Below are 25,550 nucleotides of genomic sequence, written 5' to 3'. Positions count from 1 at the left end.
ACTGAAATTGTCTAGCGCGCAGTGGCGGGCGATAATGGCCCTATGGAACCACGCAGAGGATTAGACGACAAAGATTTAGAAAACCCACGCCGCGCAAAACCGGCCACGGTCGGCATGACTATCATGTTGGTCATCGGCGCACTGGTCTTGGGCTCGTCGCTGGCGATCAACTTTTTCACCGGAACGTTCTCAGTCCCAACGTTCAGTGTTGGTGTGGTGTTGGTCGGTATTGCCGTGGCCTTCTTGGTGGTCAACGCGTTCAAGGACGATGCCGAGGGCAGCTAGTCCCGGAATTCTTGGCTGAGCCAGGACGGATTGGGCTCATCCAGTGCCGAGTAGTCGATCTGGATTTCGTCGCCATTCAGGGTGACAGGAAATTCCATCGCATCGCCCCAGCCACCAAACGGTGGATAGGTCCGTTCCCGTTCGCTCCAGTCTTGGTCCTCGTCATCACGAACCTCGTAAGTCACCGTGATATCCCCTTCGACAATACGAGCAACTACCGGTCCGGAGGAGTCGGTGATGTCCGAACCGTCGGCGTAGGGTTCCGTCTCGGCGGGGACCAGCTCAACCTCGGGGGTGGTGGCCCACGTCCGCTGTATATTCGTCATGGCGTTCCACCCGGTATCTTCCCAACTAGCCGCGTCGCAATCGTCGATACGAATCGTCTCGTTAGCCACGCAAGCTTCCAGACGTTGCTCCACCTCTGCGATCACATCGGTTTCGAACGCCTCGGTGTAACGCTGGTTGAATTCAATAGGGGTTTCGGAAAATTCGCCGGGGGTAATCGTCAGTTCCAGATCATCTCCGTGAGAAAGATACTCGTTACCCTCCGGTGCGGCGAATGTATACGTGCCGGGCAGCAGAATCTGTCCGACGAATTCAGTTTTATCCAGTACCGGATCGATGTCGCTGCTGGACGACGCGGTCTCACCGGACGGATCAAACGGTTCAACCTCGACTTCGACACCGTTGACGGTCAGGTGGGATGGCCCCGACAGGTACATTGCGCCCCCGGCGACATCCCCGGAACGCAGTTCCCAATCGTCAAAGACCCCGGCCTGAGTACCGGCCTTCGCCAGGCCCAGTTCGATCGGATACGCCTTGCCCGACTGATATATGGTCGCTTGCATCACGGCGTCGTTGACCTGGTCTTGTCGAAAATCGACGTCGCCAAGTTCGAATCGATCCGGCCGATCAGTTGCTTGCTGATATACCTCGTCGGTGGCCAGTGCACGTTGCTGGTCGGTAACATTCGGGCCCAGTAATTCCAGGGCATCATCAGCGCGGCCGTCCACCACAGCCTGCAAATATGCTTCCGCGGTTTCTTCAGGACCATATACCGTTCGACCCAGCACCGTGTGGGTTATCCAGGCGACTGCGGCCAGAGCCACCACACCCAAGCTGGTCCACAACAGCACCTTGGTTTTACGCTGCATGGGTCGGCGGGGCTCGACCGGTTGCGACCGTGGAACTGTCAGTCCCAAGCCAAGAACCCGCACGACTGAGGCTGGGAATCGTTGCGCGAGTCCGGGCATCACGTACACGGCCAACAGCTGAACGATCGCGCCGAGCACCAGCCAGATGAGGAAGCCCCACACAGCCGAGCTCACACTAAACCGCAGGCCCTCCCCCTCGGCAAACATCGAGAAGTACATGCCGTTGCCGGCTGTCAGCAGGATCCCCACCAGCAGGTAGGTAACGGGCAGCGCGAGCCACGCCCACCCGGCATGAGCATGGAATCGGGTGCGTAGGGTCCAACGAAACGCGCTGACGCACAGCGCCAGCAGAACCACGAGTATCACGGTGATCCAGACCACCGCAGGGGCCTCGAATATGGTGATCGACTGGTGTTCGGCGTTCCCCGTGAGCTCTTCATGTCCTGTTGCTGAGGCTGGAATGAAGTGCATGAGCGAGAACATCAGGAACCCAACCGACGGCAACAGCGCCACGATCGGCACCAGATCCTGGGTATCACCCTGGCTGAGCAGCGCAATCACAGTGGCCACCGCGGCCAGGCCCGAGACGACGATGACGTGTTCCCAGACCGCCGCTAATACCGTCATCGCACGTTCGACGACTTTCCCACGCCGCGGCAGGAAGAGCACATAGGTGATACACCCGACGAGTAGTGCCGCAACCAGAAATCCTGGGAGCGAAGCCGCATGGGCCCACATCGCGATCCCGAAGAGCTCGTTATTTTCAACAACTCTGAAGCGTATCACCGCCGCAAGAATCGTGACGATCCCGGCAAACAGCAAGCCTGCAACTCCGGCCATGAGGAACCGGACCCCGGTACGCGGAGCACGCAGGTTGCCCCCGAGGAATCGCTGGGTGGCGGCAACCGCGATCAGCCCGCCGATCGGCACCCACCAGGGCACCAGAAACAGGGAGCCACCCGCTGCAAACATCCCAAAGTCTGAAAAATCTACGCCCATGGACAACGGCGATAAGAACCCCATGGCCAGTATTTGGAAGGTCAGCACAATCCAACTGGATCCGACCAACTCAGCAAATTCCCCAGCGGCACCGTTTCCGAAAGCTGCATTCATGCCGACGGTCAGCAGACCCGCGATACTGCCGGCCATGACTACACTCCCGGCAAAGAATACGACGACGATCAGCAGTGCTCGGGTCCACGCTTGCGCTGGAATGCCTCGCAGAACTGCTGGAAGCGGTGGGGGTGGTGGCGGTTGCTGTGACATGTCAGGCCTCGTCAAAAGGTGGTGCTAGCGGGGTGGGGATAGGAATCTCCATCTTACGTCTCATCCTTTTGGACGAGTCTATAGCGTCAAGATCCTCCCGGCTGGTGATTTGCTCAACGACCAGTCAGTGCAGACTGAGTGCATGTTAACCACAGAACCGGCTGCCGTTGCAGCACAAAATATTACCAAGACATTTGGCACCGACGACACCAAGGTGGCCGCCCTCGATGAGGTGTCGGTGACGTTTCGTCCGGGTGAGTTCACCGCGATCATGGGACCTTCTGGCTCCGGAAAGTCCACACTCATGCATTGTCTGGCCGGGCTCGATACGGTCGACGCCGGACAAGTCGCCGTCAACTCAACGGTTATTACCGGGATGAGCGATAACGATCTCACCAAGTTGCGCCGCAGCCACATCGGTTTCATCTTCCAGGCCTTCAACCTGGTGCCAACGCTCAATGCCAAAGACAATATCGTGCTGCCGTTGGATCTGGCCGGGGCGAAGGTGGATCAGGACTGGTTCGACCAGATTATTGCAACCCTGGGGCTTGCCGACCGTCTCACTCATAAACCCCACCAGCTCTCGGGTGGGCAACAACAGCGCGTCGCCGTGGCTCGAGCCCTGTTGACTCGCCCGGCCGTGGTGTTCGCCGATGAGCCCACGGGCGCCCTGGACTCCAACACCGGCGCCGAGGTGCTCGCACTATTGTCCCGCAGTGCTCGGGAAATGGGGCAGACAATCATCATGGTCACCCATGATCCTCACGCTGCCTCCTACGCAGACCGTGTCGTACTGCTCAAGGACGGCGGCGTTCTCGGTCATCTTGAAGATCCAACCGCCGATGCCGTGTTGGCCGCACTTGCGGAGCTGGGTGAATAGTCATGTGGAAACTAGCAACCAGTGAATTGAAATTACACCCGCGGCGGTATGTGGCCGTACTCTTGGCCATCGTGCTGGGAACCATGTTCTTGGCCGGTTCCTTGTTGGTCACCGCCTCGGCTAAGGAATCGACCAAACAGATGTTGGGCGCCACGTACGCCAACGCCGATCTGCTGATTACCTCCGAAACGGTACCCGCCCCAGACTCGCCGTTCTACGATTTGGCCGGCACCGTTGACCAACCCGGCAGTCTCACTGACCTCAACGGCGTCGAAGAGGTCTATCCGCTCATGAACACGGCCACCGCCATGGTGCTACCCGAGGGCTCCGATAAGCAGGGCACCTTTGATCCGGATTCAGATTTTGTTTACGCGACCAGTCGTCCGGGCGACGCTTCACTGCTGGCCACGCCATTAACCGACGGCGACCTGCCTAGCGCCGACGCCGAAATCACCGTCGACACCGAGTCCGCGGAACGCCATGATCTGGCGGTCGGCGACAGGGTCACGTTGCGTACCCTGGCCGATGAGACCGAACGCGACTTCGTGGTTTCGGGCATCATGGACCAGTCCATGGATCCCACAGTGGTTGGTGCGATGACGATTTATACCACCGCGGCGACCCTGGGCGAACTCGGCGGCGACTCCCCTACCTACGACACCGCACTGCTACGTGTCGACGGTGATCTGGACCAGGCCATCACCGATATCCAACAGGCTCTCGACGCCGCCGGGGTGTCGGCGACCGTGAACACCCCGGATGTGCAGATCTCCGAGCAGTTGATCGACATGATGGGCTTTGACGCGATCACCGTGGTGCTCGGCGGGTTCTCTGCCATCGCGTTGTTGGTGATGATGCTCGTCATTAACAACACTTTCTCTGTACTGGTTGCCCAACGGACCAGACAATATGCACTGCAGCGCGTCCTGGGGGCGACCCGGGGCCAAATCCGCAAAGGTGTGCTGGCCGAGTCTGTGCTCATCGGGTTGATCGGTTCGGCCACCGGTATTGCCTTAGCAATCGGGTTGATCTTTGGCTTGTTGACCTTGGCGCAGCGGTGGATGTCAGGCGCTGCCTTTGGCATGGACCCCTCGGTTCTTTGGGTGCTGTTTGCCGGCGTGGTGATCACCGTGGTGGCATCCTGGGTGCCCGCGTCACAGGCGATGCGCGTTTCACCCCTTGAGGCAATGCGCCCGGTTCCAGCTGCGACTATGGGTTCCAAAGCCGGGAAGTTTCGGTTGGCGCTTGGTGCCCTCATGCTGCTGACCGGTGGTGCCGCCCTGGTGTACTTCGCTGCGACCGGTTTGATTGGTTTGGCGATTGTGGCGGGGGCCATCTCGTTTATCGGGGTGCTGGCCGTGGGAGTGTTGTTTGTTCCCGGCGCCGTCTACGGGCTGGGTTGGCTGACTCGCTGGACCGGTATTCCAGGCAAGATTGCTCAGCTGAATTCGGTGCGTAACCGTTCTCGCACTGCAGCAACTGCGACCGCGCTGATTGTTGGGACGACGCTGGTCGCGATGATACTGACCGGTGGTCGGACTGTTCAAGACAGTACGGATGAAATGTTGGCCACGAAATATCCTGTTGATGTCTATGCCCAGCTGACCGAGATCGATCCGACCGATACTGCCCAGGTCACGTCTACCGCTGAGACTCTGGCTGATACTGCCGGTATCGCTGATGCTGAGGCACTGTATCCGGTGGGTTCCATCGATGAGTCTTGGGCGGAGCAGGTGATGGCGGCGGATCCACAACGGTTGGCTGGGATCTCGGACGCTCTCAGTGACGACGACGCGCAAGCGTTGCGGCAGCCCGGTACCGTGCTCGTCCCCGAGCAGTACGAGTCGGAGACCCTGACCGTGACGACTGCTGATGGCGAGGTTGAACTGGATGCGGTTCGGTCTGATTTACCGTCCGTGACGCCGATTGTTTCGTCGGATACAGCAGACCAGTTGTCGATGGATGTCGCTGGTGAAGCGGTTGTGTGGTTGTCGGTTGCGGATAAGGATTTGTCGCAGGCTGATTTGCAGGAGATAGTTACCAGCATGACGGCTGATACAGAGGTATCGGCTCAGGACGTGAGTTCGCCGTTGGTCATGCGGTCGATTTATCAGCAGGCGATTGATGCGGTGATGTTAACCGTGATCGGTTTGTTGGGTATTTCGGTGCTCATTGCTTTTGTTGGTGTTGCTAATACTTTGGCACTGTCGTCGTTGGAGCGTACTCGTGAAAACTCGTTGATGCGTGCTTTGGGTCTGACAAAGCGTGGGCTTCGGACGATGTTGATGTGGGAAGCTATCTTGATTAGTGCGGTCGGTGCCATTCTGGGCAGTGTGTTGGGCATGCTATATGGCTGGGCTGGTTCGGTTGCGATCTTTTCGCAGATCTCGGGTGGCGTCGATATAACTTGGCCGTGGTTGGAGGTGACCGCTGTGATTGCTGTAGCGGTGGTAGCTGGACTGATTGCATCGGTTGCTCCGTCACGGCGTGCGGCGAAAATGTCTCCTGTTGAGGGGCTAGCTGCTGACTAAACAGATGGCGTCAGACTAACCATCGTCCCGCGTATCTATCCATTGAACACAACGACCAAGCCCCGGCGATTGAGATTCTGTCGTCGGGGCTTGGTTTAGGTGTTCCAGTGGAGGTTGCGGAGCAGTGGTTGGTAGGGGTCTAACCAGATGGCGGGTTGGAACCAGGTGTGGCCGTGGTGTTTGCGGATGCGCCATTTGCCGATGTGGACTGCTGTGTGGTGGTGGCTGCAGAGGGTGATGGCGTTGTTGACGCTGGTGTTGCCACCGGCCAGCCAGTCTTTGATGTGGTGGATATCGCAGAACACGGCCGGGGTGGTACACCCTGGTGCTTGGCAGCCACGATCTCTAGCTAAGATGGCCCTGCGTTGCGCGGTAGTGAATAGGCGTTTGGTGCGTTTTTGCTGTAACACGGTATCGGGGCCGTCCCAGAGTTGGGCGACCAGTTCACTATCACAGGACAGGATTTCAGCATCAGCCGGGTGCATCGACCCGTGGTTGAGTGCTTCGGATCGGTAGGGGGTCCAGGGGAATTGGTTGATGAACCGCGTGTGCCGGCCTTCGATGGCTGGTTCACCTGGATCATGGCGCCTGCATGGACAAGCGTCTCCTGGATCCGGGGGTCCGTGGTGGTGGGCAGTCTGCTCCGATGCGTCGGGGTTGGGGTGTCGGATGGTGGGTGGGGTCAGCCCGGCTGGGCCGGCTGGGCGTCTGAGATCTGGTGGTAACGGTGGGACGCCCAGGGTGTGGTAGGCGGTTTGGAGGTCTTGGGTGATGACCAGTTGTGCTGAGGCGCCGTGGCTTTGCTTGACCCCCAGCTCTGTGGGATGCATCCGTAACACGATGCGAAACATCCCGATCAGCAGGGCCGCGATCTGCTGCCCTGAGCTCATCGGATCAATCGCGTTGAGGTCATTGGTGGTGTAGGTGTTGCCCTGGGCATCTTCGGCGCCCACCTGATTATGCTCTGCATCGTGGAGGGGGAGGTCGTCAATATTATCAGGGACCTCTCCGAACGGTGCATCATCACTGTGCGGGACGTCTTGCTCCGAGGCGCTTGCGTTATGACCGGCACCCTCGTCTGGGGCTGATGCCGTGCCTGCACTCTGCTCGTCGCCTGCGGGACCTGCTCCGTTGGTTGGGTGACTGGTGTTCTCGCCGTTTTCCTGACCGGTGGTCGCGGTGTTGGCGCCAGTAGTACCGGCCGGGTGGATGAGGTTGCGAACATCGAATGGGATATCGGGTGGGGTGCCATCGGCTTTGAGCATGTGCAGCACGAAGTTCTTGAACTGGTTATACACGTCTGGGGTGGCATCGAGCCAGATGCGGCCGCCGCCTTCGGGGAAGCTTTTGGTCTTGATCGCATTATCCGGCGGTTTGCGTAAGGCTTGAGACGGTGAGGGCCCATCAGCGTTGAGTTCGTGGGCGATCTGGTCCATCCACCCTTTTTTCGCTGCTGAGAGCTCTTCTGGTGTGACATGCTCACCGGCTTCTGCCAGCACGGGTTCAAAGGCAGCCATGACCTGATCGACCAACCCGGGCGGGACATCACTATTGCCAGCATATTTGTGTAACTGGGTGCGCATGTCCACGATCCGGTCCACAATTTCGGCACTCAACCGCCCATCAGCATACGCACCACCCACGGTCGGATAGGTGGGATGCGAGGCAAGGGCGTCGGGGTTGCCGCCAGGGGTATGGGCCAGCACGTGGGCGCGGGCGAGATGTTTTTTGGTTTTAGCCCCGGACCAGCGTCGGGTTTGGGATAAGTAGTGGTTGGCGTTACGGAACGGGGTGGCATCATAAGTGGTCCCCAGATATCGAGGTTGGTCACTCATGGAGGCCTGCACATAGTTGGCATATTGTGTGTTGGCGGCTTCGGTGAGGTTCTCCAACTGGCCCAACAAGAGCCCGAGTCCGGGCAGGGAATCATAATACCGGTCCGGCGGGACCGATCCCTCCACCGGGGCACTTCCCGGGCCCTGGTCGGTGGTGGGAGTGTGCTGCGGGGTGGGGTCAAAGCCCTTCCAATCACCACCAGCAGCATTGTGGAAGGTCGGCACCTGATGATACGTGGCGGGATCAGCAAGTTGATCAACCGCCAACTTGGTCAACTGAGCGCCAAGGTGTAGGAGTTCACCGGGGAGGCGTCTGCCAGTTTGTCCATGTTCAGCAAATCTGTGGGCACTGGAATCCCAATATTGGGCAACAACGATGGGAGCTCCATAGTGGCCTCCTTCAACCAAACAATCATGGACTCAGAACAACGGGAACCTCAGAGAAACAAATACGTGGCAATGCATAGGAGAAGAAATGGGAGCGTTTGCGTACCACTATTCTACCGACCCATCCTGGTTTCTACAATACTTTCGCACATCCTTTAGTGTGTATTTTTAATGCTCTGATGCATTTGTGCTGCCTTTAGCATAGGGAGAGTATTTGGTGTTGGTATGTTGCATATTTTGTGGATAAATCGCTCAACCGGCCAGAGTTATCCACACTGACGAAAGACACGGTTGTCAGCTGCAATACCTTGCGCTATATCGGCCCTGGTTCAGAACGAGGTTCAGAGTGGCTAGCTACCTTATTCGAAGACACCTTGCCGAAGGCTACAAGGGGTAAGGCAAAAAGAGACGGCCGGGGTAGAACCGCCAAGTGGCGCAAAGGTCAGTTAAACATCAACTAGACAGATGGGTGATGTTCGTTCGCCGTCGTCACTAAAGAAGCTTTTCGGCGTCGTCCCAAGAACCAACGCACAATTGGCAGGGCAACGATCACCAGAAGGACGGCGATCCAGATGCCAGCGGCGATGGGCTGGGTGATGAAATAGGTGAGGTCGCCGTTAGCCGCGGTGAGTCCCTGGCGGAAGTGGCGCTCGACAAGGGGGCCGATCAGGGCGCCCAGGAGCACGGGCACGAGCTGAAAGTTGTAGCGGACCATGAAGAACCCGATGACCGCCAGTGCAGCAGCGACGGCGAGGTCGAACCAGCTCAGGCGGAAGGTATAGACACCGGCCCAACAGAGTGCGACGACGGATGGTAGCAGCGCCCAGTTGGGCACTCGGAGAACGGCGACCCAGACGCGAATGAGGTTCACGTTGAGCACGAGCAGCATCACGTTGCCGATCAACAGTGAGGCGATGAGCCCCCAGAACAGATCCGGGTTGGTGGTGACCAGTTGCGGGCCGGGTTGAATGCCGTGTACCTGCATGGCGACGAGCATGACGGCCAGCGTTGCAGAGAATGGCAGGCCGAGTGCGAGCAACGGGATCATGGACGAGGTTGCGGCTGCGTTATTGGCGGATTCGGGACCGGCCAGGCCGGAGACGGCGCCTTTGCCGAATTTGTGACGGTCGCGGCCGACCATCGATTCGGTGCGGTAGCTGAGCAGTGTGGCCAGCGAAATGCTCGGGCCGGGTAGCAGTCCGAGGCCGAATCCGATGCCGCTGCCGCGGAACCAGCTGCCCGCGGAGTTTCGCATATCGGATGTGGTGGGGATCAGTTGGCGCCATCCAAGGGATCCGACGTACGGCGTCGAACCTTTTTGAATGATGATGCGCAGGATTTCGGTGAGCCCGAAGAGTCCGACGGCAAGCGCTACGATGCTGACGCCCTGGTAAGCTTCGCGCACGCCGAAGGTGAATCGGGCGTCGCCGCTGATGGCATCTTCCCCGAGCACACCCAGCAGCAGACCAAAGGCTAGTGGGAGGAGGCCGGCGGTCAGTGAGCCACCCATAATACGAGCCAGTACGAGGAGCCCACCGAGTGTGAGTGCGAAGTATTCGGCCGATCCAAATACGATGGCGACTTGGGCGACGGGGGCGGCGACCATGCTGAGTACGATCACGCTGCCGGTGCCGCCGATGAATGAGGCGATTGCGGTGATGCCGAGGGCGGGGCCGGCTCGTCCGGATTGTGCCAGCGGATACCCTTCGAAGGCGGACACCACCGAGGGTGCGTCACCGGGGATATTGAGGAGAATCGACGTCGTTGATCCGCCGTACATAATCCCGTAGAACATGCCGGCGATGACGATCATGCCGGTCAGCGGGTCGAAGACATAGGTCAGTGGCAGCAGGATGGCGGCACCGGAAACCGGTCCGATGCCGGGGACCAGGCCCATGACGGTACCTAAGAGTGCGCCAATGAGTGCGGCGATGAGGTGCTCAACGGTGAAGGCGACGCTGAGGCCGTAGAGTAATCCGTCCCAGGGGTTCATGGCAGCGCTATTCCTAACAGCTGCTCAAACACAAACCAGATGCCGAAGGTCACCAGCGTCATCGTCACAGGGATTTTCCAATGGAATTTCCCCTCGATCAAAATGGCTAGCCCTGTGGTTCCAACCAGTGCGACCGGCAAGAATCCGAGGATGGGCAGCAGCCCGGCTCCCCCGAGGATCACACCTGCGGCGATGCCGAATCGGCGCCATGCGATGGGTTCATACCCGAACGTGGCACCGCGAGCTTCGATCAGTGCGATGACGGAGGCCACGGCCATTAGGGCAGCGACCAACAACGGAAAGAACGCCGATCCGGGGCGGTCGAGCGTGCCCAGCGGGTAGTTATGCCACGCAATCCACGCGGTGACCGCGGCGACGATGAGTCCGATGACGCCGGCGATCCGCCAAGCCAGGGTGGCCGAGCGTTGTTCCAGCGGCTCGTCAGCTGTGGCTGGGTCGGACGGTGCGACGTCGTCGGGTGTAGTCATGGCAACAGTTTAGGGTTCGAGGACTTCGTATTCGGTGATGAGGGCTTCGATTTCTTCCTGGGTGTCGGCGTGGTTGAGCCCGGAGTCGGACAGTCCGATCCCTGCCAGGGTGTCGGCCCATTCATCGGAGGCGACGAGTTCTTCGAGCGAGGTGATCATTTCGTCACGCAGCTGTTCGTCCAGCCCATCGGGGCTGACCACATAGAAGCTGGTGCCCATGGGGACGTCTAACCCGAATTCGTCCACGGTCGGGGCATCGGGGTTTTCGGGTTCTGGCGCATCGGCCAGGATGCTGAGAATTTCGACGTCGCCGGCATTGATTTGACCCTGGACACCGGCGGTTGTGGAGATCTGACCGTCGACTTCACCGCGCATGACGGCCAGGATGCCTTCTCCTGCCCCGTCGGTGTATGGCACGCTGCGGAGGTTCCAGTCGTTTTGCTCGTTGAGCAGTTGGACGGTCAAGTCGGTTTGGGCGCCTTCGCCGGTCACGGCGATCGACAGTTCTTCGCCGGAATCGGCGGCTTCAATGAAATCGTCCATGGTTTCGAAGTCGCCGTTAGAGGCAACCATCAGCGAGAATGCGGATTCGGCGACTTTGACGAGTGCTTCGTAGCCTTCGGTCTGGCTGTATTCTAGACCGTCTTCAACCAGGGGCTGCCACAGCAGACCGTTGGAGGTGGCTAAGCCCAGGGTGGTGCCATCCGCTTCGGCGCTCAGGGCCTCGTTCATGGCGATTGTGCTGGCTCCACCGGTGCGGTTGGTGGCGGTGACGTTGACGCCGTGTTCGGATTGCAGCTGGTCTCCAACACCGCGGCCTAGTAGATCGGGGGTGCCGCCGGCACCGAATCCGATGAGCATTTCGAGGTTTTCATCCGGCCAGGCGCCGTCGTCATTGGACCCTCCGCACGCGGTGAGTGTCAGGGCGAGTGCTACCGCGGCGCCGGTCGCGCGCAGGATGGATGTCAGCTTCATGGATCCTCCGGAGTGAGAGATAGGGCAACGGCTTACCCTAATACGAGCACCTGCCATTATCGTTTGCCGCTGCAACTCAAGGTAACATTGCTTTGCTCAATTTTGGCCGGTCGGGAATGATTGGAGCCAACTGAACTCAACGTATAAAGGACAACACCGTGCCACGCATTGGATTTTTCACCCGGCTCCTCGAACCCGGCACCGCCGCACAGCGTTATGGCTGGGCTCTGGAACAGATTCAGCAAGCTGAGCGGGCCGGGTTTTCCACCGCGTGGATTGCCCAGCACCACTTCAATGCCGACGAAGGCGGCTTGCCCTCGCCGTGGCCACTACTGGGTGCTGCCGCGCAGGCTACCCAGCGCATTCGCCTGGGCACCGCGGTCGTCACCCTGCCCCACGAGAATGCGGTGCGCACCGCCGAAGACGCCGCCGTGGTCGATGTATTGTCGGGCGGCCGTTTTGAATTCGGGATCGCTCCCGGCGCCAGTGCCGAGAATCTCGATGCGCTGGGCTACACGAATACCAATGCTCGCGAACTGTTCAACGAAAAACTGCCGGTGTTGCGTGCTGCGCTGGCCGGGGAACCGCTGGGCGACGCCGGGCTAGTTGTACAACCGTTGGCTGAGTCCTTGAACCAGCGCATGTGGCAGGCCACGTTCTCAACCAACGGCGCCACCCGCGCTGGCAAAGCCGGTGACGGGTTGATGCTGTCGCGCATTCAGCCGGGCTCGGAGGTCGGCGAGCTCGTTGGCGATTTACAGCTGCCGTTGATCGAGGCCTACCGTGCGGAGCTTGCCGACGACGTCGCACCGCGTGTGCTGGCCTCGCGCACCGCCGTCGTCATTGACGAAGAAAACCGTACTGCCGCGCTGCGACACCTGCGGACCCGGGTCGCAAACCTTGCCGAGCGCAACCTGCGTTCCAACGGTGAACCGATCAACGCCGCGGACCTGAGCGACGACGAGCTGCTGCGCTACACCGGCACCTATTTCGGCACCGCCGACGAGGTTGCCGAACAGTTGGCCGACGACCAGGCTGCCGCGGCTTCGACGGAAGTCAGCTTCCAGGTGCACTCGCTGGATCCGGGCCACGAAATCACCATGCGCTCAATCGAGCTGCTGGGCACCAAGGTTGCTCCGGCGCTGGGATGGACGGTCGAGAGCTAATGTCAGATATTATTGACGTCCTGACGGGCATCGAGTCGGGTTCCTCGTTGGATGCGATTCGCCGCACCCGCGAGCAGGCCCGCCAGAATGCGCAGCGCAGCTTCGAAGTGCTCTTTGAACCAGCTGAGCCCGGCACGTTTTCACTCGCCGAACGCTATGCCGTGTCAGCCTATACGGTCGCGCTGCAGGCAAGCGCTTCGCCGGCCGCAGCGTTCTACACTGAATTATTGGAAGACGAGGTCAGCCCCGAACTGGCGGCCGCAGTGGCCGAACTAGCCGAGCGCGATCGCCGGGCGGGTCCCTATGGCGAGTATCAAGAGACCGGTCTCGCCGCGGAATCCGTGCCCGGGCCAACCGTGTCTTATGCGCAGCGTCCGAACGTCGTTTCCGAACGCCTCGCCGCCGCACTGGAACACGCACACCTATTGAGCCTGCACCCACGCGATGCTGAAGCATCCCATCTACGGCGATTAGAAGAAGCCGGCTGGAACGCCGACGATATCGTGACGCTGAGCCAGCTCATCTCGTTCTTGGCCTTCCAAATTCGTGTGGTTGATGGTCTGTTGGCCCTGAAAGGAGCCGCATGAGCGACATTCAGTACCCCGAATCGAATCGTCCCGAAGGGTTCACCCAGCAAGGCCTGGGATGGCAGCCCTGGTTGGCACCGGTTGCCGAAGCCGAGCTCACCGAGGAGCAGCGCGGCGCCCTGATCGGCCAGTTCCGGTTGAAGAGCCCGTATTTCCGTCTGCTGGTGCGCAATCCAGAAGCGCTAGAAGCACGCACACTGACGGATCAGGATATTTTCTACAACGTCACCTCGGGTCTACCGCGGGCCGAACGCGAGATTGCTGCATCGGCGGCCTCGAGGATCAATGGATGTGTCTATTGCGCCTCGGTGCATACCGACCGTGCCACCAAAGAATCTGGGCGCGAGGAAGACGTCCAAAAGTTGCTCGACGACGGTGTGGAGGCCGATCTGGGTCAGCCGTGGTCTGCGATCGCCCAGGCGTCTGCTGCTTTGACCGAAACTCCAAGTGCCTTCGACGCCGGGCAGATTGACGCCCTGCGCGAAGCCGGACTGGATGACGCCGATATCGTTGACGTCATCAACGGTGCCGCGTTTTTCAACTGGGCCAATAGACTGATGTTGTCACTGGGAGAACCAAGCCAGCCCCGTTAGGAGCACCTTGTCATACGTTGCCCCGCCCACTGTCGTCGACTCCATGCTGGATGCTGGAGAAACTAAAACGCAACACAGTGCTGGGCAACTGGTACTGCGCGCTGCCTTTTCGGTGATGCTCTTGGCCGGGGCCACCGTGCTGGCTATTGCCGCATCCCAAGAAACCGGTATCGACCTCATCGGGGCGCTGTTGTTCCCTATGGGACTGGTGATTGTGGTGCTGCTCAACGTCGAACTGTTGACCGGCAATTTCGCCTTGGTACCGCTGGCTGTCGTCCATCGACGGGCCAACATGCGAGGGCTGGCGCGCAACTTCGGCTGGGTTACACTCGGACACCTGCTTGGTGGAGTGCTCACCGCGACGATGTTCGCAGCGCTGCTGAGCCGCTGGTGGACATCGGAACCTGACGACGTCGCACAGGGCATCATCGATATGACGATCACTAAAACGCTGGAGTATCAGGACCTGGGCTACCTCGCCGGTGCGGGACTGGCGTTCCTAAGCGGCATTTTATGTAACTGGTTGGTCGCCCTCGGCGTGGTTATGGGCATGACGAGTTCCTCGACCACCGGGAAAATCATGGCCATCTGGCCACCCATCGCCGCGTTCTTCGCGCTCGGGCTAGAACACAGCGTCGTCAACCTGTTCCTATTGCCCGCGGGCATCATGCTGGGGGCGCCGGTCGGTATCGACGACTGGTGGTTGTGGAACCAAATTCCCGTGCTGTTGGGCAACCTGGTCGGTGGGTTCGTCCTCATCGCACTGCCTCTGTACTATGCCCACCGGCAGAAATAGCAGTGCTCAGAAAATGAGCCTAAACTTGTCCCCAGATACCCAATCCAAGCAAAAGGTGGGTCCATGATCTTCAGAAAACTTGGGATAGCGCTGCTCGCGTCGTCCTTCTTCCTGCTCGGCTTTAGCGCACCGGCCCAAGCAGCCGAGCCGGTCACCATTCCGCCGGGTACTTTTGTGGTGGATGACGCCGATGTGCTGTCCTCGGGTGAAGAGGACGAACTGTCGCAGCAGGTGCGTGAGCTGCAAGCGGATCATGGCACCACACTGTTTCTGTTGTTTGTTTCGAACTTTGAGAACCCGTCAGAGCCCGAAGAGTGGGTCGCCGAAGTCGCTGCTCAAAAACAGCTCGGGACCAACGATAATCTTCTGGCGATTGCCACCGAAGATCGTCTCTACAACTTTGTCGCACATGCCGACGGTCCCTTCCGGCAGTATCAGTCCGCGATTGATCGTGAGTTCGTTTTGCCCGCACTGTCTGACAGCGACTGGTTCGGTGCTGGCCAGGGGGCCATCGAAGGGTTAGAAACCGCAGCCATCGGTGAGTTGGATGACGATACAGACGAAGAAGAGTTTGAGGGTTCAGCGATCGGTCTGGGCATCATCGGTATTCTGTTGGCGCTTGGTGCCCTCATATTCGTGGTCATCGCCGGCGTGGTCGCAGTCCTCTGGTATCGCCGCTCGAAACAACGCAAGGCTTTCTCCCAGCAGCACAGGGTGCGCTCGGGCCAGAATACAGCCGTAGATCCGCGGGATAATACCTCGGTCGATGAGTTGCGCACGCAAGCGGGCTCGGCGCTTATCCAGGCCGATGACGCTATCACGACCGCCGAACAAGAAATCGGTTTCGCCCAGGCATCTTACGGCGATGCATCAGTTCAAGTATTCCAACAGGACCTCGCCGAGGCCAAAGAGCATATGCGGCAGTCCTTTCAGCTGCAGTATCAGCTCGATGACCATATTCCGGATACGGAAGCAGACCAGCGGGCCTGGTTGAAAGAAATACTCGATCGTTCAGCCAAGGTCATGTCGTCACTCCAGGCGCACGAACACGACTTCGAAGAGCTGCGTGACCTGGAGAAGAACGCGCCGGAAGCGCTGCAAGGTGTCCGAGCAGCCTTTGATCCACTTGTCACACAACAACGACAGGCCATCGCCACGATGGACCGTCTGAAAGCCGACTATGGTCCCAAGGCCATCGAGGACGGTATTGGGAATCTTGAACAGGCCGAAGGGCTCTTGACGTTTGGACAAGAGAAAATCGCCGCGGCACAAGAGGCGTTAGATAACTCAGATCGGTCACAAGCTGCATGGAACATTCATGAGGCCGAGAATACGACGCAAGAACTCCGAGATATCTTCGCGTCGATCAATCTTTTGCCCTCCCACTTGGATAAGGCGCAGCGCCAGCTCAACATCGAAGTGCAACAGGCCAGGCATCTGCTGACCGAAGCCAAGAATTTTGCCACCCAACACCGTACCGACGCCGAGCTGCCGAAACGTATTGCAGCACTGGAACATGTCACACAAGCCATCGCGGCACGACTGCCAAGCAAGCATCCTATGAAGGATCTGGAAGAGTTTGATAACACCTTAGATCCGCTGGAGGACGCGCTACAGCCGCTGCGTGACCAACAGCAGCGTGTGAAAGCCGCCCGGCGTGATTTTGAGCCCGCCATGGCCAAGGCACAATCGGCTATCGATACGGCAGAGTCGTATATCCGTCGGCGGCGAGGGGCAGTTCGCCACGATGCACGAACCAAGCTCTCAGCTGCTCAAACACACTTTTCCAGTGCCAGAAAGTTGAGCGAGAGCGATCCTGAGCAAGCGATCGCCGAGGCGCAAAAATCGCTGCACTTAGCTCGCATTTCGCAACAACAAGCAGAAGCAAATTATCAAGACTTTGACCACCATCATCGAGGACACGGCGGCTCCAATATGAGTGCGATGCTCGGCGGCCTGCTGCTAGGCCAAATCTTTGGTGGGACCCCTACCAGTTCGGGTGGCGGTCACGGTTTTGGTGGCCCATCACGAGGTGGTGGAGGATTCTTCGGCGGTTCCGGTGGCGGCTTTGGCGGCAGCCTCGGAGGCGGTGGAGGTTTCAGTGGTGGCAGTGGCGGAAGCTTCTAACACCTAAAGATCACATAAGATTGCAGAAACCGCGACTATCCGACAACAGTCCGGAACGCATGAAAGGTACCGAATATGGCGAAACAATCCATCCTGGGACGCATCACTCAAATGGCGAAAGCCAACATTCACGCGATGTTGGACTCCGCCGAAGACCCACAGAAAATGTTGGATCAGATGATCCGCGACTACACGGCTAATATTTCTGAAGCAGAATCTGCCATCGCCCAAACGATCGGTAACCTGCGCCTCGCTGAAGAGGATTACCGCGAGGATCGCGAAGAAGCTAATACCTGGGGACAGAAAGCGCTCGCCGCATCCACTAAGGCCGATGAATTCCGTGCAAAAAATGATCCTGCCGGTGCCGAAAAGTTCGACAAACTCGCACGGGTTGCCATTGAGCGACAGATGTCCGCAGAATCCTCAGCCAAGGATGCAGAACCTTCCATTGCCTCTCAAACCGAGGTCGTGGAAAAGCTCAAAGCCGGCCTTGAAAGGATGAAGCAGAAGCACAAGGAGCTGGTGAGCCGTCGCGACGAACTGGTTGCTCGGTCCAAGGCTGCCCAAGCCCAAGCCCAGGTCCAGGACGCGGTCAAATCGATCAATATGCTCGATCCGACCTCTGAGCTCTCCCGGTTTGAAGACAAGATTCGCCGGGAGGAAGCCCGTGTGCGCGGTCAGGAAGAGCTCGCGAATTCCACGTTGGACGCACAGTTCGAAGAGCTGGAAGACCTCGGTCACCAAACCGAAGTTGAGGCACGCTTGGCTGCGCTAAAGGCCGGTCAGCCACAACAACAAATCGAAAACTAAGCTCGGATCACAGTGTGCGCCCTGTCCTGCTCGGCAGCCAAGCTAGCCCACGGACACGAGTCGTTCGGCTGAGGCCACTTCCCCATCGGAGAGCGTGACCTGTTGATCGGCATACTGGACGAGCCCGGTATCGTGGGTCACGACCACGGTGGCGACTGAGAATTCCTTGGTAAGACGCTGGAGCAGCTGCATGATCTCGTGAGAGCGTGACTGGTCTAGCGCGGAGGTCGGTTCATCGGCCAACAGTACCTGCGGGGTCCCCATCAGGGCACGAGCAATGTTGACACGTTGACGCTGCCCACCTGACAGGGCGTGGATTTTTCGGTCGGCCATATCCTGGAGTCCCACAACCTCCAGAAGCTCTTCGGCGCGGGTCCTGCGTGCTTTGAGTTTGGCGCCGCGAAGTCCCCGCAAGTGATCGGTGACGAGCAACTGGTCTCGTACGCTCAGTGCGCTCAGCAGGTTCGGTTGTTGGAAAATCAGGCCAACGGTATCGCGGCGTAGCTGAGCTTGTTGCGAGTCGTTGAGTTCACGAACACTAGTGTTGCCGACCGTCACGGTGCCCGAGGTTGGTTGCACGAGTGCACCGATAACGGACAGCAGCGAGGATTTACCGGAACCGGATTGGCCGATCAGTGCGGTCAGCTCGCCCTTATTCGCGGTGAAATCGACCTGGTCTAACGCCGCGATGGTGCGCTGTGTACCATCGGGGTTCTGGCCGTCCGGGTAGACGAGGCTGACCTGACGTAGATCGACGGTAGCGGTTGAAGTTTTTGACTTGCGGTGCTGTGTGCTGGTCATAGCAAAAGCCCCTTTCTCAAACTGATCGAAACAAACTGCGTGTGCTTTGGCGGAGCGGCTTAGTTGCCGCCAAGTGCCAGCAAGGGGTCGACATTGGAGACGCGGCGTACCGCGAGCGCTGATCCCAGGATGCCCAGAACCCAGATGCCGATGGCGGGTCCGACGATGGTCAATACTGACAAGCTCACTGGGACAGCCGAAGCGGCCAGTGTTCCCAGTCCAGCGCCGAGACCCGCGCCTGCGACAACACCGATCGCCAGAATGACGGCGGCCTGACCCAGCGAGTCCTTCATGAGGTAGCCACCCGAGGCACCCAGGGCTCGCAGCACTGCAAGGTCACGGGTGCGCTGAATGGTCCACACGGTCACGAATGAGACGATCACCAGCGCGGAAATCGCGTAGAGGAAGCCCTGCATCATGGTCAGCGAGCCCGATTCGGAGGAGTAGGCGGGCAGCGCCTGGAAGGATTCGGACACCCCGGTACTCACCGTCGCGGTGTCCTGTGCGGTGGCATCCCAGGCTGCCGCATCTTCATCACCGAACACTGCCAGCACAGTACCAACGACGTCGTCACCGGCGTGGCTGATGGCTTGCCAGGATTCGGTGGTCACCCAGACAATGCCCGAGTGTGAGTACCACTGATCTTCAACGATGCCCTGGACGGTCAGGTCAATCGGGCCGATGGTCACTTCGTCGTCGACCTGCAGTCCCTGTTCTTCGGCGATGGATTCGGAAATGACCACGCCATCTGCATCGGGTTCGGTCGCACCGGTGACCGCCGACGACGCGGTGTGCTCAACCAGCCCGGAATCTTCGGGAATGCCCCACACAGCGACGGAACCGGAGGATTCCCCGGTCAGCAGGGTCTGCGACATGCCAACCGGCACGGCGTTCTCAACACCGGTGGTTTCAGTCCACTCCGACTGGTCAGCCGAGGTCACCGAGGACTCTGCGAAGGTTGGATCTTCTGGTACTTCATCCACCTGCGCGTTGCCGAAGACGTAGCGCTCCGGGTTCAGCGCGTCCAAGCCCGCCGTATTTTGGGCACCGAGCCCGCCGGTCAGCCCGGTGAGCATTACCAGCAGCAGCGTGATCATACCGACCACGGCGCCCATCAGCGTGAACCGCCCTTTGGCGGCCCGGATTTCGCGTAATCCTACAAACATGGAGTCATCCCCTAGTAACGTTCTGCGTTGTCTTTGGTACTGATTCCAGTCTGGTTTTTTCCGCCCCTGGATACATCGGGGGATGGGTTGATTTGCCCATCAACCCTTCGGTTGATTCAGCGTGGCCCATTTTTCGCTACGTTAGAGACATGACTATCGTCTCGGCCCCGGAACGCTCCCCGATTCTGCGTACCCTGCGCATCGGGCTGCACGTGATGTTCGCGCTGCTATTGGCACTGGGCCTAGTGCGTGCGTTCATGCCCGGCGACGGCGTCAGCGCTCCACCCATGCACCACCGACTGGTGATCATATTCCTGGTGGTCGTGCTGGCACTGGTCTATGTGCTGGGCACCTCGCGAGAATACCGGCGGTACCGCAGTGACACCGCAGCCGCCGGGAGTCTGCCGGCCAGTACCGGAACGGCTGCACCCAAGCTCATGGTGTGGAGCTGGTTAGCCGTGATCACCGTGCTGTGGCTGGTGCTGTTGGTCTTCAGCCCGGCATTTGTGTGGGTCGCGTTTCCACTCATGTTTTTATACCTGTACCTGCTCGGTACGATCTCCGGGGTCATCGCGGTCGTCCTGTTGTGGGCGGCCACCTGGGTGCTGCCGTGGTGGGATGCGGTGCGCGCGTCCGGGCCGCAATTCCCCGAAATCGCCTCTATTCTGGGGCCCGGGATCGGTGCGGTGCTAGCCGTCCTCGTATCTGCCGCCTACCGCCACCTGCTGGACCAGGCGCTACACCACCAGCGGGTAGCCGCAGCCCTGCGTGCCGCCCAAACCGATCTTGCCGCCACCGAACACCGTGCCGGCCAATTAGAAGAGCGCGAACGCCTGGCCCGCGAAATCCACGACACCCTGGCCCAGGGGTTTTCCTCGATCCTGCTGTTATCGCGCGCGGCAGGTCAACACCAGCTCCCCGATTCCACTCGGCAGGCACTCGACACCATCGAGGACACTGCGAGCGCGAATCTGACCGAAGCCCGCGAATTTGTGCGACATTTAGCAACCGCCGACCCCGATACGTCGCTGGTCACCGAACTCGAACAGCTGACCGCCCGCTACGAAACGGAACTCGCCGTCCGCAATCAGCCGCTGAGCACACTGCTGCGCTGGGAGGGCGAAAAGTCACCGGCTGAATTGACCAAAACCATGCGTTCCGCTGTCTTACGTACCGTCCAAGTGGCCCTTGGAAACGTTGCCGCCCATGCCGCAGCCTCCCAAGCGGTCATCACGGTGGGGATTTGGCACGAAGAACTCACCGTCGATATTTTTGACGATGGCATCGGATTCTCCGTCCCGGAAACCTTCGAACCCGGGTTCTCAGCCACAGACCACACCGATGACGGCGACCGTCATACCGGATATGGGCTCTACGGTCTGCAGCAACGCCTGAATACTCTCAAAGGCACGCTGACCGTTGAGTCGGCACCGGGCGAAGGCACCGTGTTAGCCGCACGGATCCCGTTGACCAGCGCCGCACCACTTTCCACCGAGACCCAGGAGATCTTGTGACCGACCCAGCACAACCCATCACAGTGCTCCTCGTTGATGATCACCCGGTGGTCCGCACCGGACTGCGAGCGCTACTCGAAGGTTTTGAGGGAGTCCAGGTGGTCGGTGAGGCCGCCGACGGCGCAGAAGCTCTGACCAAGGTGCATGAGGGCATCGACGTCGTCGTGATGGATATTGAAATGCCCGGACTCGACGGGATTACCACCACCGAACGCATCACTGCCCAAAGCGGTCCGCCGGTGCTCATTTTGACCACCTACGACACGCAGTCGGATGTGTTGGCCGCTGTGGACGCCGGGGCCAAGGGGTACCTGCTCAAAGATGCGGCACCCGAGAAACTGCGCCAAGCCATCGTGGATACCGCAGCGGGCAAGCCAACCCTGTCATCCGAGGTCGCCGCCCTGTTGATGACCCGCATGCAGCAACCAAAGCTGAGCTTGTCGTCGCGTGAGGTCGAGTTATTAGCGCAATTGGCGACCGGGGCCACCAATAAGCAACTGGCCAAGTCGTTGTTCATCTCTGAGGCAACCGTGAAAACTCACCTGGTGCACATCTATCAAAAACTGGGCGTCACCAACCGCACTTCGGCGATCAATATGGCCCGCGAACAGCGACTCATCTAGCGGACTAGGCCGACACGGACTCCAATGCCTTGCGCACGTTATCGGTAATTTGCATCGGCGCCTGCGTCGTACTGGAGAACATCACGACCACCGCCTCGACGGTCGCGGCAACCTTCCCGCTCTGGCTCAGCTCATGCTGCATCACAAAGGACGTGTTGCCGATTTTCGAGATCCACACACGAACGACGCAGTCGCCCGGGTACATCAACGGTGCAAGAAAATCAGTGTTCGAAGTCCTCAGTACTGCGTCAAACGGCGCATCGGATCCCGCGGCACGCTGCAGCTTCTCCATCGACCGAATGCGTGCTTCTTCGGCGAGCGTCATGATCCGCGCGTTATTCACGTGTCCCATCAAATCCTGATCTGACCAGCGCAATTCGATGTTGAGCTCTAATGCATTTTCAGGTGCCTGCGACAATGTTTCTCCTGTGTTATCTGGCGAAATTGTGTTCGACACTACATTAGCTCGTGGAGACCGTCATTCAAGTAGCTCACCAAACATTCACTCCGTCGGAAGCCTTAGGTTACGTCATGGTACGAGCTGTTACCACAGAAGTGGTAGAGGTTGAATATTATAGTTAACAAACCGCAAAATCTCTGGTGGGCGGCGGTTTGAGTGCGTCATATCCAGGCCACTGGGGAAGGAAAAACATTCTACGGAACCCAATAGCGACCCGACGTCAGACAGTCACCGAAATTCTTGACAAGGCCTACGCCAATGGCGGTGGGACGGTGCTGGTTGACGGCATGTTCGGGATGGGTACCACGCACTTTCTCCGACAGTTTTCGGTCGCTGCAAAAGAACCTCCGGCCTGGAACGTCACACACGTCAGCGCGGACTACATCGAACGAGGCGAACCGTACAGCTTCATCGAACGGCTCTTATTGTCCGGGATTGCCAACGACTGGGACTTCCAACCGGACGACGATCACCAACCGATTGAGGTCGCAAGAGAGTGCGTGCGACTCATCCTCAACGGTTGCGAGGGTGCGGGACGCATCATCATTATCGACGACACGCAATGGATCGACCCGAAATCAGTGCGCGTGCTGCGCCATATGATCCCCCGCGTTCACCGGCGCAATGTACTGATGGTCTTCGGAGCCATCACGCCTCACCCACCGGGATCCCTCGGCGAGCTCCTTGCTATGGCGGCACCGACGCATCCGGAAGATCATCACATCACGCTGGAACCCCTCACTGAAGACGAAATCCTAGCCCTAGCGATTGATCGATTTGGCGTGACGATATCTCGGCGAAACGCCACGAAACTCCGCGAGCTAACCGGCGGCTCTTTCCTCGGCGTCGAGAGCATCTTCGACCAGGTCACTGCAGAAGAAATCAGTCAGCTCCACACAACCTGGGATATGCCGATCCGCAATGTTGATCTGGAAAATCCGCTGTTGAGCAGCTATCAAGAACTCAGCCCGGGTGCACAACAAGTCATGCAGATCGTGTCGCTAGCCGCCCATGAGATTTCATCAGACACACTGTGCACCGCCGCGGAACGCTTAGGAGTCCCCGACAAATCCGACGAGGCAATCCGCGCCGGCGTCATCATGGAGTCTGGTTTTGGGCGGTACATTGTGCCGAAACATACGCTGATTGCTTCTGCTGTACGCGACGTGGCAGATCCAGCATTTGCTCAAGAGGTTCATCAGGTGCTGGCGGGCCTCACCGAAGGGTATCGATCCATCCGACACCGCTTCAAGGGAGCAAAGGATTGGAACGCTGACCTCAAACAGTGTCTTGAAGCCTACATTCCGGGGGCCATTGAACTCGGACAAATTTCGAATGCATCTGAGATACTTCGCATGGCACTGGAGCTTGCAGACGACCCCGCAGACCGACAACAGCTCATCATCCAACTGGTGCTACTCAACCTCAGAGCAAAAAGAGGCTACCTCTGTCTTGACCTACTGCGCGAAATCGAGACGTTTCCACCCAGCATGCTCCGTGAGTTCTTGGTCCTGATGCTCCGGGTCTACCTGGTCAATGAAACGTACCCCTGGCGCCGATTGCATGCTGTGCTCCAGGTTCCCAGCTCAACCCCCGATGAAGCAGCACTCCAGGCGCACCTGACTTTCATGTTGGCGTTGATGACGATCCGGAGCCCGAATCGTCGAAAAATGCAAGACCGTATTGATGAGGCAAAGATCCGTTTCGCAGAAGGCCCCCAGCACCCCGACGAACTGAGTGATGCTCGCCTGGGGTGGATTGTGACACCCCAGGAACGCATTCTGCTGCTGGATTGCTACGAGGTGGTCGACTGGCACCTCAACGGCGAAATTCAGGCCACCCGGGAAGTCTTGCCAGCCCGATTAGAACGGGCTTCCTCGCTGCCTGATATACCGATCAAGATTGACTGCCTCGCACCGCTAGCCAACGCCGCCATGTCCACAGGAAATATTCTGTTGGCCCACGATATCGCTACCGAAGCCGTCGAGTTATTTGACCGTGTGGACGGCGAACCGTGGGCGGGCGGTACACCGTATGTGATCCTGGCTCACACGTCGCTCCTTCTTGGACGGTACGACCAGGCGAAGCGCGCCTTGGATGACCTGGAAAAGATCAGCCACGAAACATTAGAACTTGAAGCGCGTCTGACGGGCGCGGCTTTACACGCTTCCCTTCTTGCCATCACCACACAGGAAGATCCCAGCACGTATATTTCACTCGCCGCACGCCTCAAAGAGTTGCGTTGGGAGCTCTATGGGCGAGACCTGCGGATCATGGCAAAAGCTGAAATCGCCCGTGTCCAGCAGGACGCAGAAGCTCTCGAGCAGATCACTTCTACACCCGGTATCGAAACGATCTCCAATACTCAGCGAGGTTTCCTCACGCATAGAGCTCATGCGCTGATCTCTTTGGACCGTACAGCGGACGCCGAAGAGCTCATCTCTGAACTTGCGGCACGTCGAGGAATCTCGTGGTTTGAATATTGTGGAACCCTCGAATGGCTACAAGCCCGGCTAGCTCAGGCCAACGGGGAGACTAATGTGGCGCAGGATATGTATAAATTTGCCCTCGAAGAGAGGAACTACCCTCTTCCGTGGGCATTGACCGCACTTGACTACGGAATGTTCCTCCAAACCACAGGGCATCCTGACCAAGCGGTTACAGTGTTCCAAGAAGCTGTTGCTACGCTTCAAGAGATCGGAGCAGAAGCCTATCTACCAGCGGCGCGGCAACAACTGGATGGGGCGCGGGAACACAATCAAAGTGTTCGGGCGAGTGCACTGGCGGCTCTGACCGAACGAGAACGAGAAGTTGCCAGGCTCCTGGCCGAGGGACGTTCGAACCGGGAAATCTCCGAGTCGCTGTATGTTTCCATGGCTACGGCTCGCTTTCACGTTTCCAACATTCTTCGGAAACTGGAGCTGTCATCGCGTGCCGAAGTTGGCCCGCTCCTACGCAATGCATCAGCATCGCAATCCGCGACAGAAGCCACCTCACGTCACTAATTCCGGCCTCAAATCTAACGATCTCGCAACCGGCTAGGCACAACCTAGTCGAACTACTTCAAAATTCAAACACTTAGACTAGCCCTAAGGCTAGTGTGCTGAGCTCTG

20 protein-coding genes are annotated in these 25,550 nt (G+C 58.9%); 12 read left to right on the top strand and 8 right to left on the bottom strand.

The genetic code is table 11. The features are described 5' to 3' along the window. Positions 1-42 precede the first annotated feature (42 nt). Complete coding sequence (locus G583_RS0106160; RefSeq protein WP_022870314.1) at positions 43-285, top strand: hypothetical protein; 243 nt, start codon at positions 43-45, stop codon at positions 283-285. Here the strand turns inward: G583_RS0106160 and G583_RS0106155 are convergent. Continuing rightward, positions 282-2,705 (bottom strand): hypothetical protein, encoded by a 2,424-nt coding sequence (locus G583_RS0106155; RefSeq protein WP_022870313.1) that lies wholly within the window; start codon positions 2,703-2,705, stop codon positions 282-284. The genes G583_RS0106160 and G583_RS0106155 overlap by 4 nt on opposite strands. A 142-nt stretch (positions 2,706-2,847) precedes the next feature. Here G583_RS0106155 and G583_RS0106150 point away from each other — a divergent pair, with 142 nt between their 5' ends. Then, positions 2,848-3,585: an ABC transporter ATP-binding protein gene (locus G583_RS0106150; protein ID WP_022870312.1), complete on the top strand. Its 738-nt coding sequence runs from the start codon at positions 2,848-2,850 to the stop codon at positions 3,583-3,585. A 2-nt stretch (positions 3,586-3,587) separates the two neighbouring features. After that, complete coding sequence (locus tag G583_RS0106145; RefSeq protein ID WP_022870311.1) at positions 3,588-6,116, top strand: ABC transporter permease; 2,529 nt, start codon at positions 3,588-3,590, stop codon at positions 6,114-6,116. Between the two features lie 95 nt (positions 6,117-6,211). On the opposite strand, the gene G583_RS14695 is transcribed toward G583_RS0106145, so the two are convergent. The 4 genes from G583_RS14695 to G583_RS0106120 form a co-directional block, all read right to left on the bottom strand. After that, the gene (locus G583_RS14695; RefSeq protein WP_022870310.1) at positions 6,212-8,227 is read right to left on the bottom strand and encodes an HNH endonuclease signature motif containing protein; all 2,016 of its coding nucleotides are present in this window, start codon (positions 8,225-8,227) and stop codon (positions 6,212-6,214) included. Positions 8,228-8,795: 568 nt separating this feature from the next. After that, complete coding sequence (locus G583_RS0106130) at positions 8,796-10,331, bottom strand: tripartite tricarboxylate transporter permease (RefSeq protein ID WP_022870308.1); 1,536 nt, start codon at positions 10,329-10,331, stop codon at positions 8,796-8,798. Next, entirely contained in the window at positions 10,328-10,819 is a 492-nt protein-coding gene (locus G583_RS0106125) for a tripartite tricarboxylate transporter TctB family protein (protein ID WP_022870307.1), read from the bottom strand. The genes G583_RS0106130 and G583_RS0106125 overlap by 4 nt, the downstream gene beginning before the upstream one ends. Positions 10,820-10,828: 9 nt before the next feature. Next, positions 10,829-11,794, bottom strand: a complete 966-nt coding sequence (locus tag G583_RS0106120; RefSeq protein WP_022870306.1) for a Bug family tripartite tricarboxylate transporter substrate binding protein — start codon at positions 11,792-11,794, stop codon at positions 10,829-10,831. Between the two features lie 158 nt (positions 11,795-11,952). On the opposite strand from G583_RS0106120, the gene G583_RS0106115 reads away from it, so the two are divergent. The 6 genes from G583_RS0106115 (at position 11,953) to G583_RS14685 (ending at position 17,873) form a co-directional block, all read left to right on the top strand. Continuing rightward, positions 11,953-12,960 (top strand): LLM class flavin-dependent oxidoreductase, encoded by a 1,008-nt coding sequence (locus tag G583_RS0106115; protein WP_022870305.1) that lies wholly within the window; start codon positions 11,953-11,955, stop codon positions 12,958-12,960. After that, positions 12,960-13,547, top strand: coding sequence for a CMD domain protein (locus G583_RS16940; RefSeq protein ID WP_029629313.1), 588 nt, complete (start codon positions 12,960-12,962; stop codon positions 13,545-13,547). The genes G583_RS0106115 and G583_RS16940 overlap by 1 nt, the downstream gene beginning before the upstream one ends. Further along, a complete protein-coding gene (locus G583_RS16935) occupies positions 13,544-14,140 on the top strand; it encodes an alkylhydroperoxidase domain protein (RefSeq protein WP_029629312.1) in 597 nt (198 codons plus the stop codon). The genes G583_RS16940 and G583_RS16935 overlap by 4 nt, the downstream gene beginning before the upstream one ends. 7 nt (positions 14,141-14,147) lie before the next feature. Further along, on the top strand, positions 14,148-14,936 hold the full coding sequence (locus tag G583_RS14690; RefSeq protein WP_022870304.1) for a formate/nitrite transporter family protein: 789 nt from the start codon (positions 14,148-14,150) through the stop codon (positions 14,934-14,936). Positions 14,937-14,999: 63 nt separating this feature from the next. Beyond that, positions 15,000-17,063, top strand: a complete 2,064-nt coding sequence (locus G583_RS0106095) for a TPM domain-containing protein (RefSeq protein ID WP_022870303.1) — start codon at positions 15,000-15,002, stop codon at positions 17,061-17,063. 75 nt (positions 17,064-17,138) lie between these two features. Further along, positions 17,139-17,873: a PspA/IM30 family protein gene (locus G583_RS14685; RefSeq protein WP_022870302.1), complete on the top strand. Its 735-nt coding sequence runs from the start codon at positions 17,139-17,141 to the stop codon at positions 17,871-17,873. Positions 17,874-17,915: 42 nt separating this feature from the next. On the opposite strand, the gene G583_RS0106085 is transcribed toward G583_RS14685, so the two are convergent. Together G583_RS0106085 and G583_RS0106080 are read right to left on the bottom strand one after the other, a co-directional pair. After that, the gene (locus G583_RS0106085; RefSeq protein WP_022870301.1) at positions 17,916-18,674 is read right to left on the bottom strand and encodes an ABC transporter ATP-binding protein; all 759 of its coding nucleotides are present in this window, start codon (positions 18,672-18,674) and stop codon (positions 17,916-17,918) included. Between the two features lie 59 nt (positions 18,675-18,733). After that, positions 18,734-19,840 carry an ABC transporter permease gene (locus G583_RS0106080; protein WP_022870300.1) on the bottom strand — a complete coding sequence of 369 codons (1,107 nt, stop codon included), beginning with the start codon at positions 19,838-19,840 and terminating at the stop codon, positions 18,734-18,736. Between the two features lie 149 nt (positions 19,841-19,989). Between G583_RS0106080 and G583_RS14680 the strand changes: the two genes are divergently transcribed. Both G583_RS14680 and G583_RS0106070 read left to right on the top strand, forming a co-directional pair. After that, positions 19,990-21,354: a sensor histidine kinase gene (locus G583_RS14680; protein WP_022870299.1), complete on the top strand. Its 1,365-nt coding sequence runs from the start codon at positions 19,990-19,992 to the stop codon at positions 21,352-21,354. Further along, positions 21,351-21,977, top strand: coding sequence for a response regulator (locus tag G583_RS0106070; protein WP_022870298.1), 627 nt, complete (start codon positions 21,351-21,353; stop codon positions 21,975-21,977). Before G583_RS14680 ends, G583_RS0106070 begins: the two co-directional genes overlap by 4 nt. A 4-nt stretch (positions 21,978-21,981) precedes the next feature. Here the strand turns inward: G583_RS0106070 and G583_RS0106065 are convergent, their stop codons facing one another. After that, positions 21,982-22,395, bottom strand: coding sequence for an acyl-CoA thioesterase (locus tag G583_RS0106065; RefSeq protein WP_022870297.1), 414 nt, complete (start codon positions 22,393-22,395; stop codon positions 21,982-21,984). A gap of 194 nt (positions 22,396-22,589) precedes the next feature. Between G583_RS0106065 and G583_RS17055 the strand changes: the two genes are divergently transcribed. After that, a complete protein-coding gene (locus tag G583_RS17055) occupies positions 22,590-25,442 on the top strand; it encodes a helix-turn-helix transcriptional regulator (RefSeq protein WP_156832059.1) in 2,853 nt (950 codons plus the stop codon). Positions 25,443-25,550: the final 108 nt, after the last annotated feature.

The sequence above is a fragment of the Yaniella halotolerans DSM 15476 genome (assembly GCF_000420805.1).
Classification (GTDB): Bacteria; Actinomycetota; Actinomycetes; order Actinomycetales; family Micrococcaceae; genus Yaniella; species Yaniella halotolerans.
Note: the sequence above shows the minus strand (reverse complement) of the source record. Positions and strands in the feature narration are given on the sequence as shown.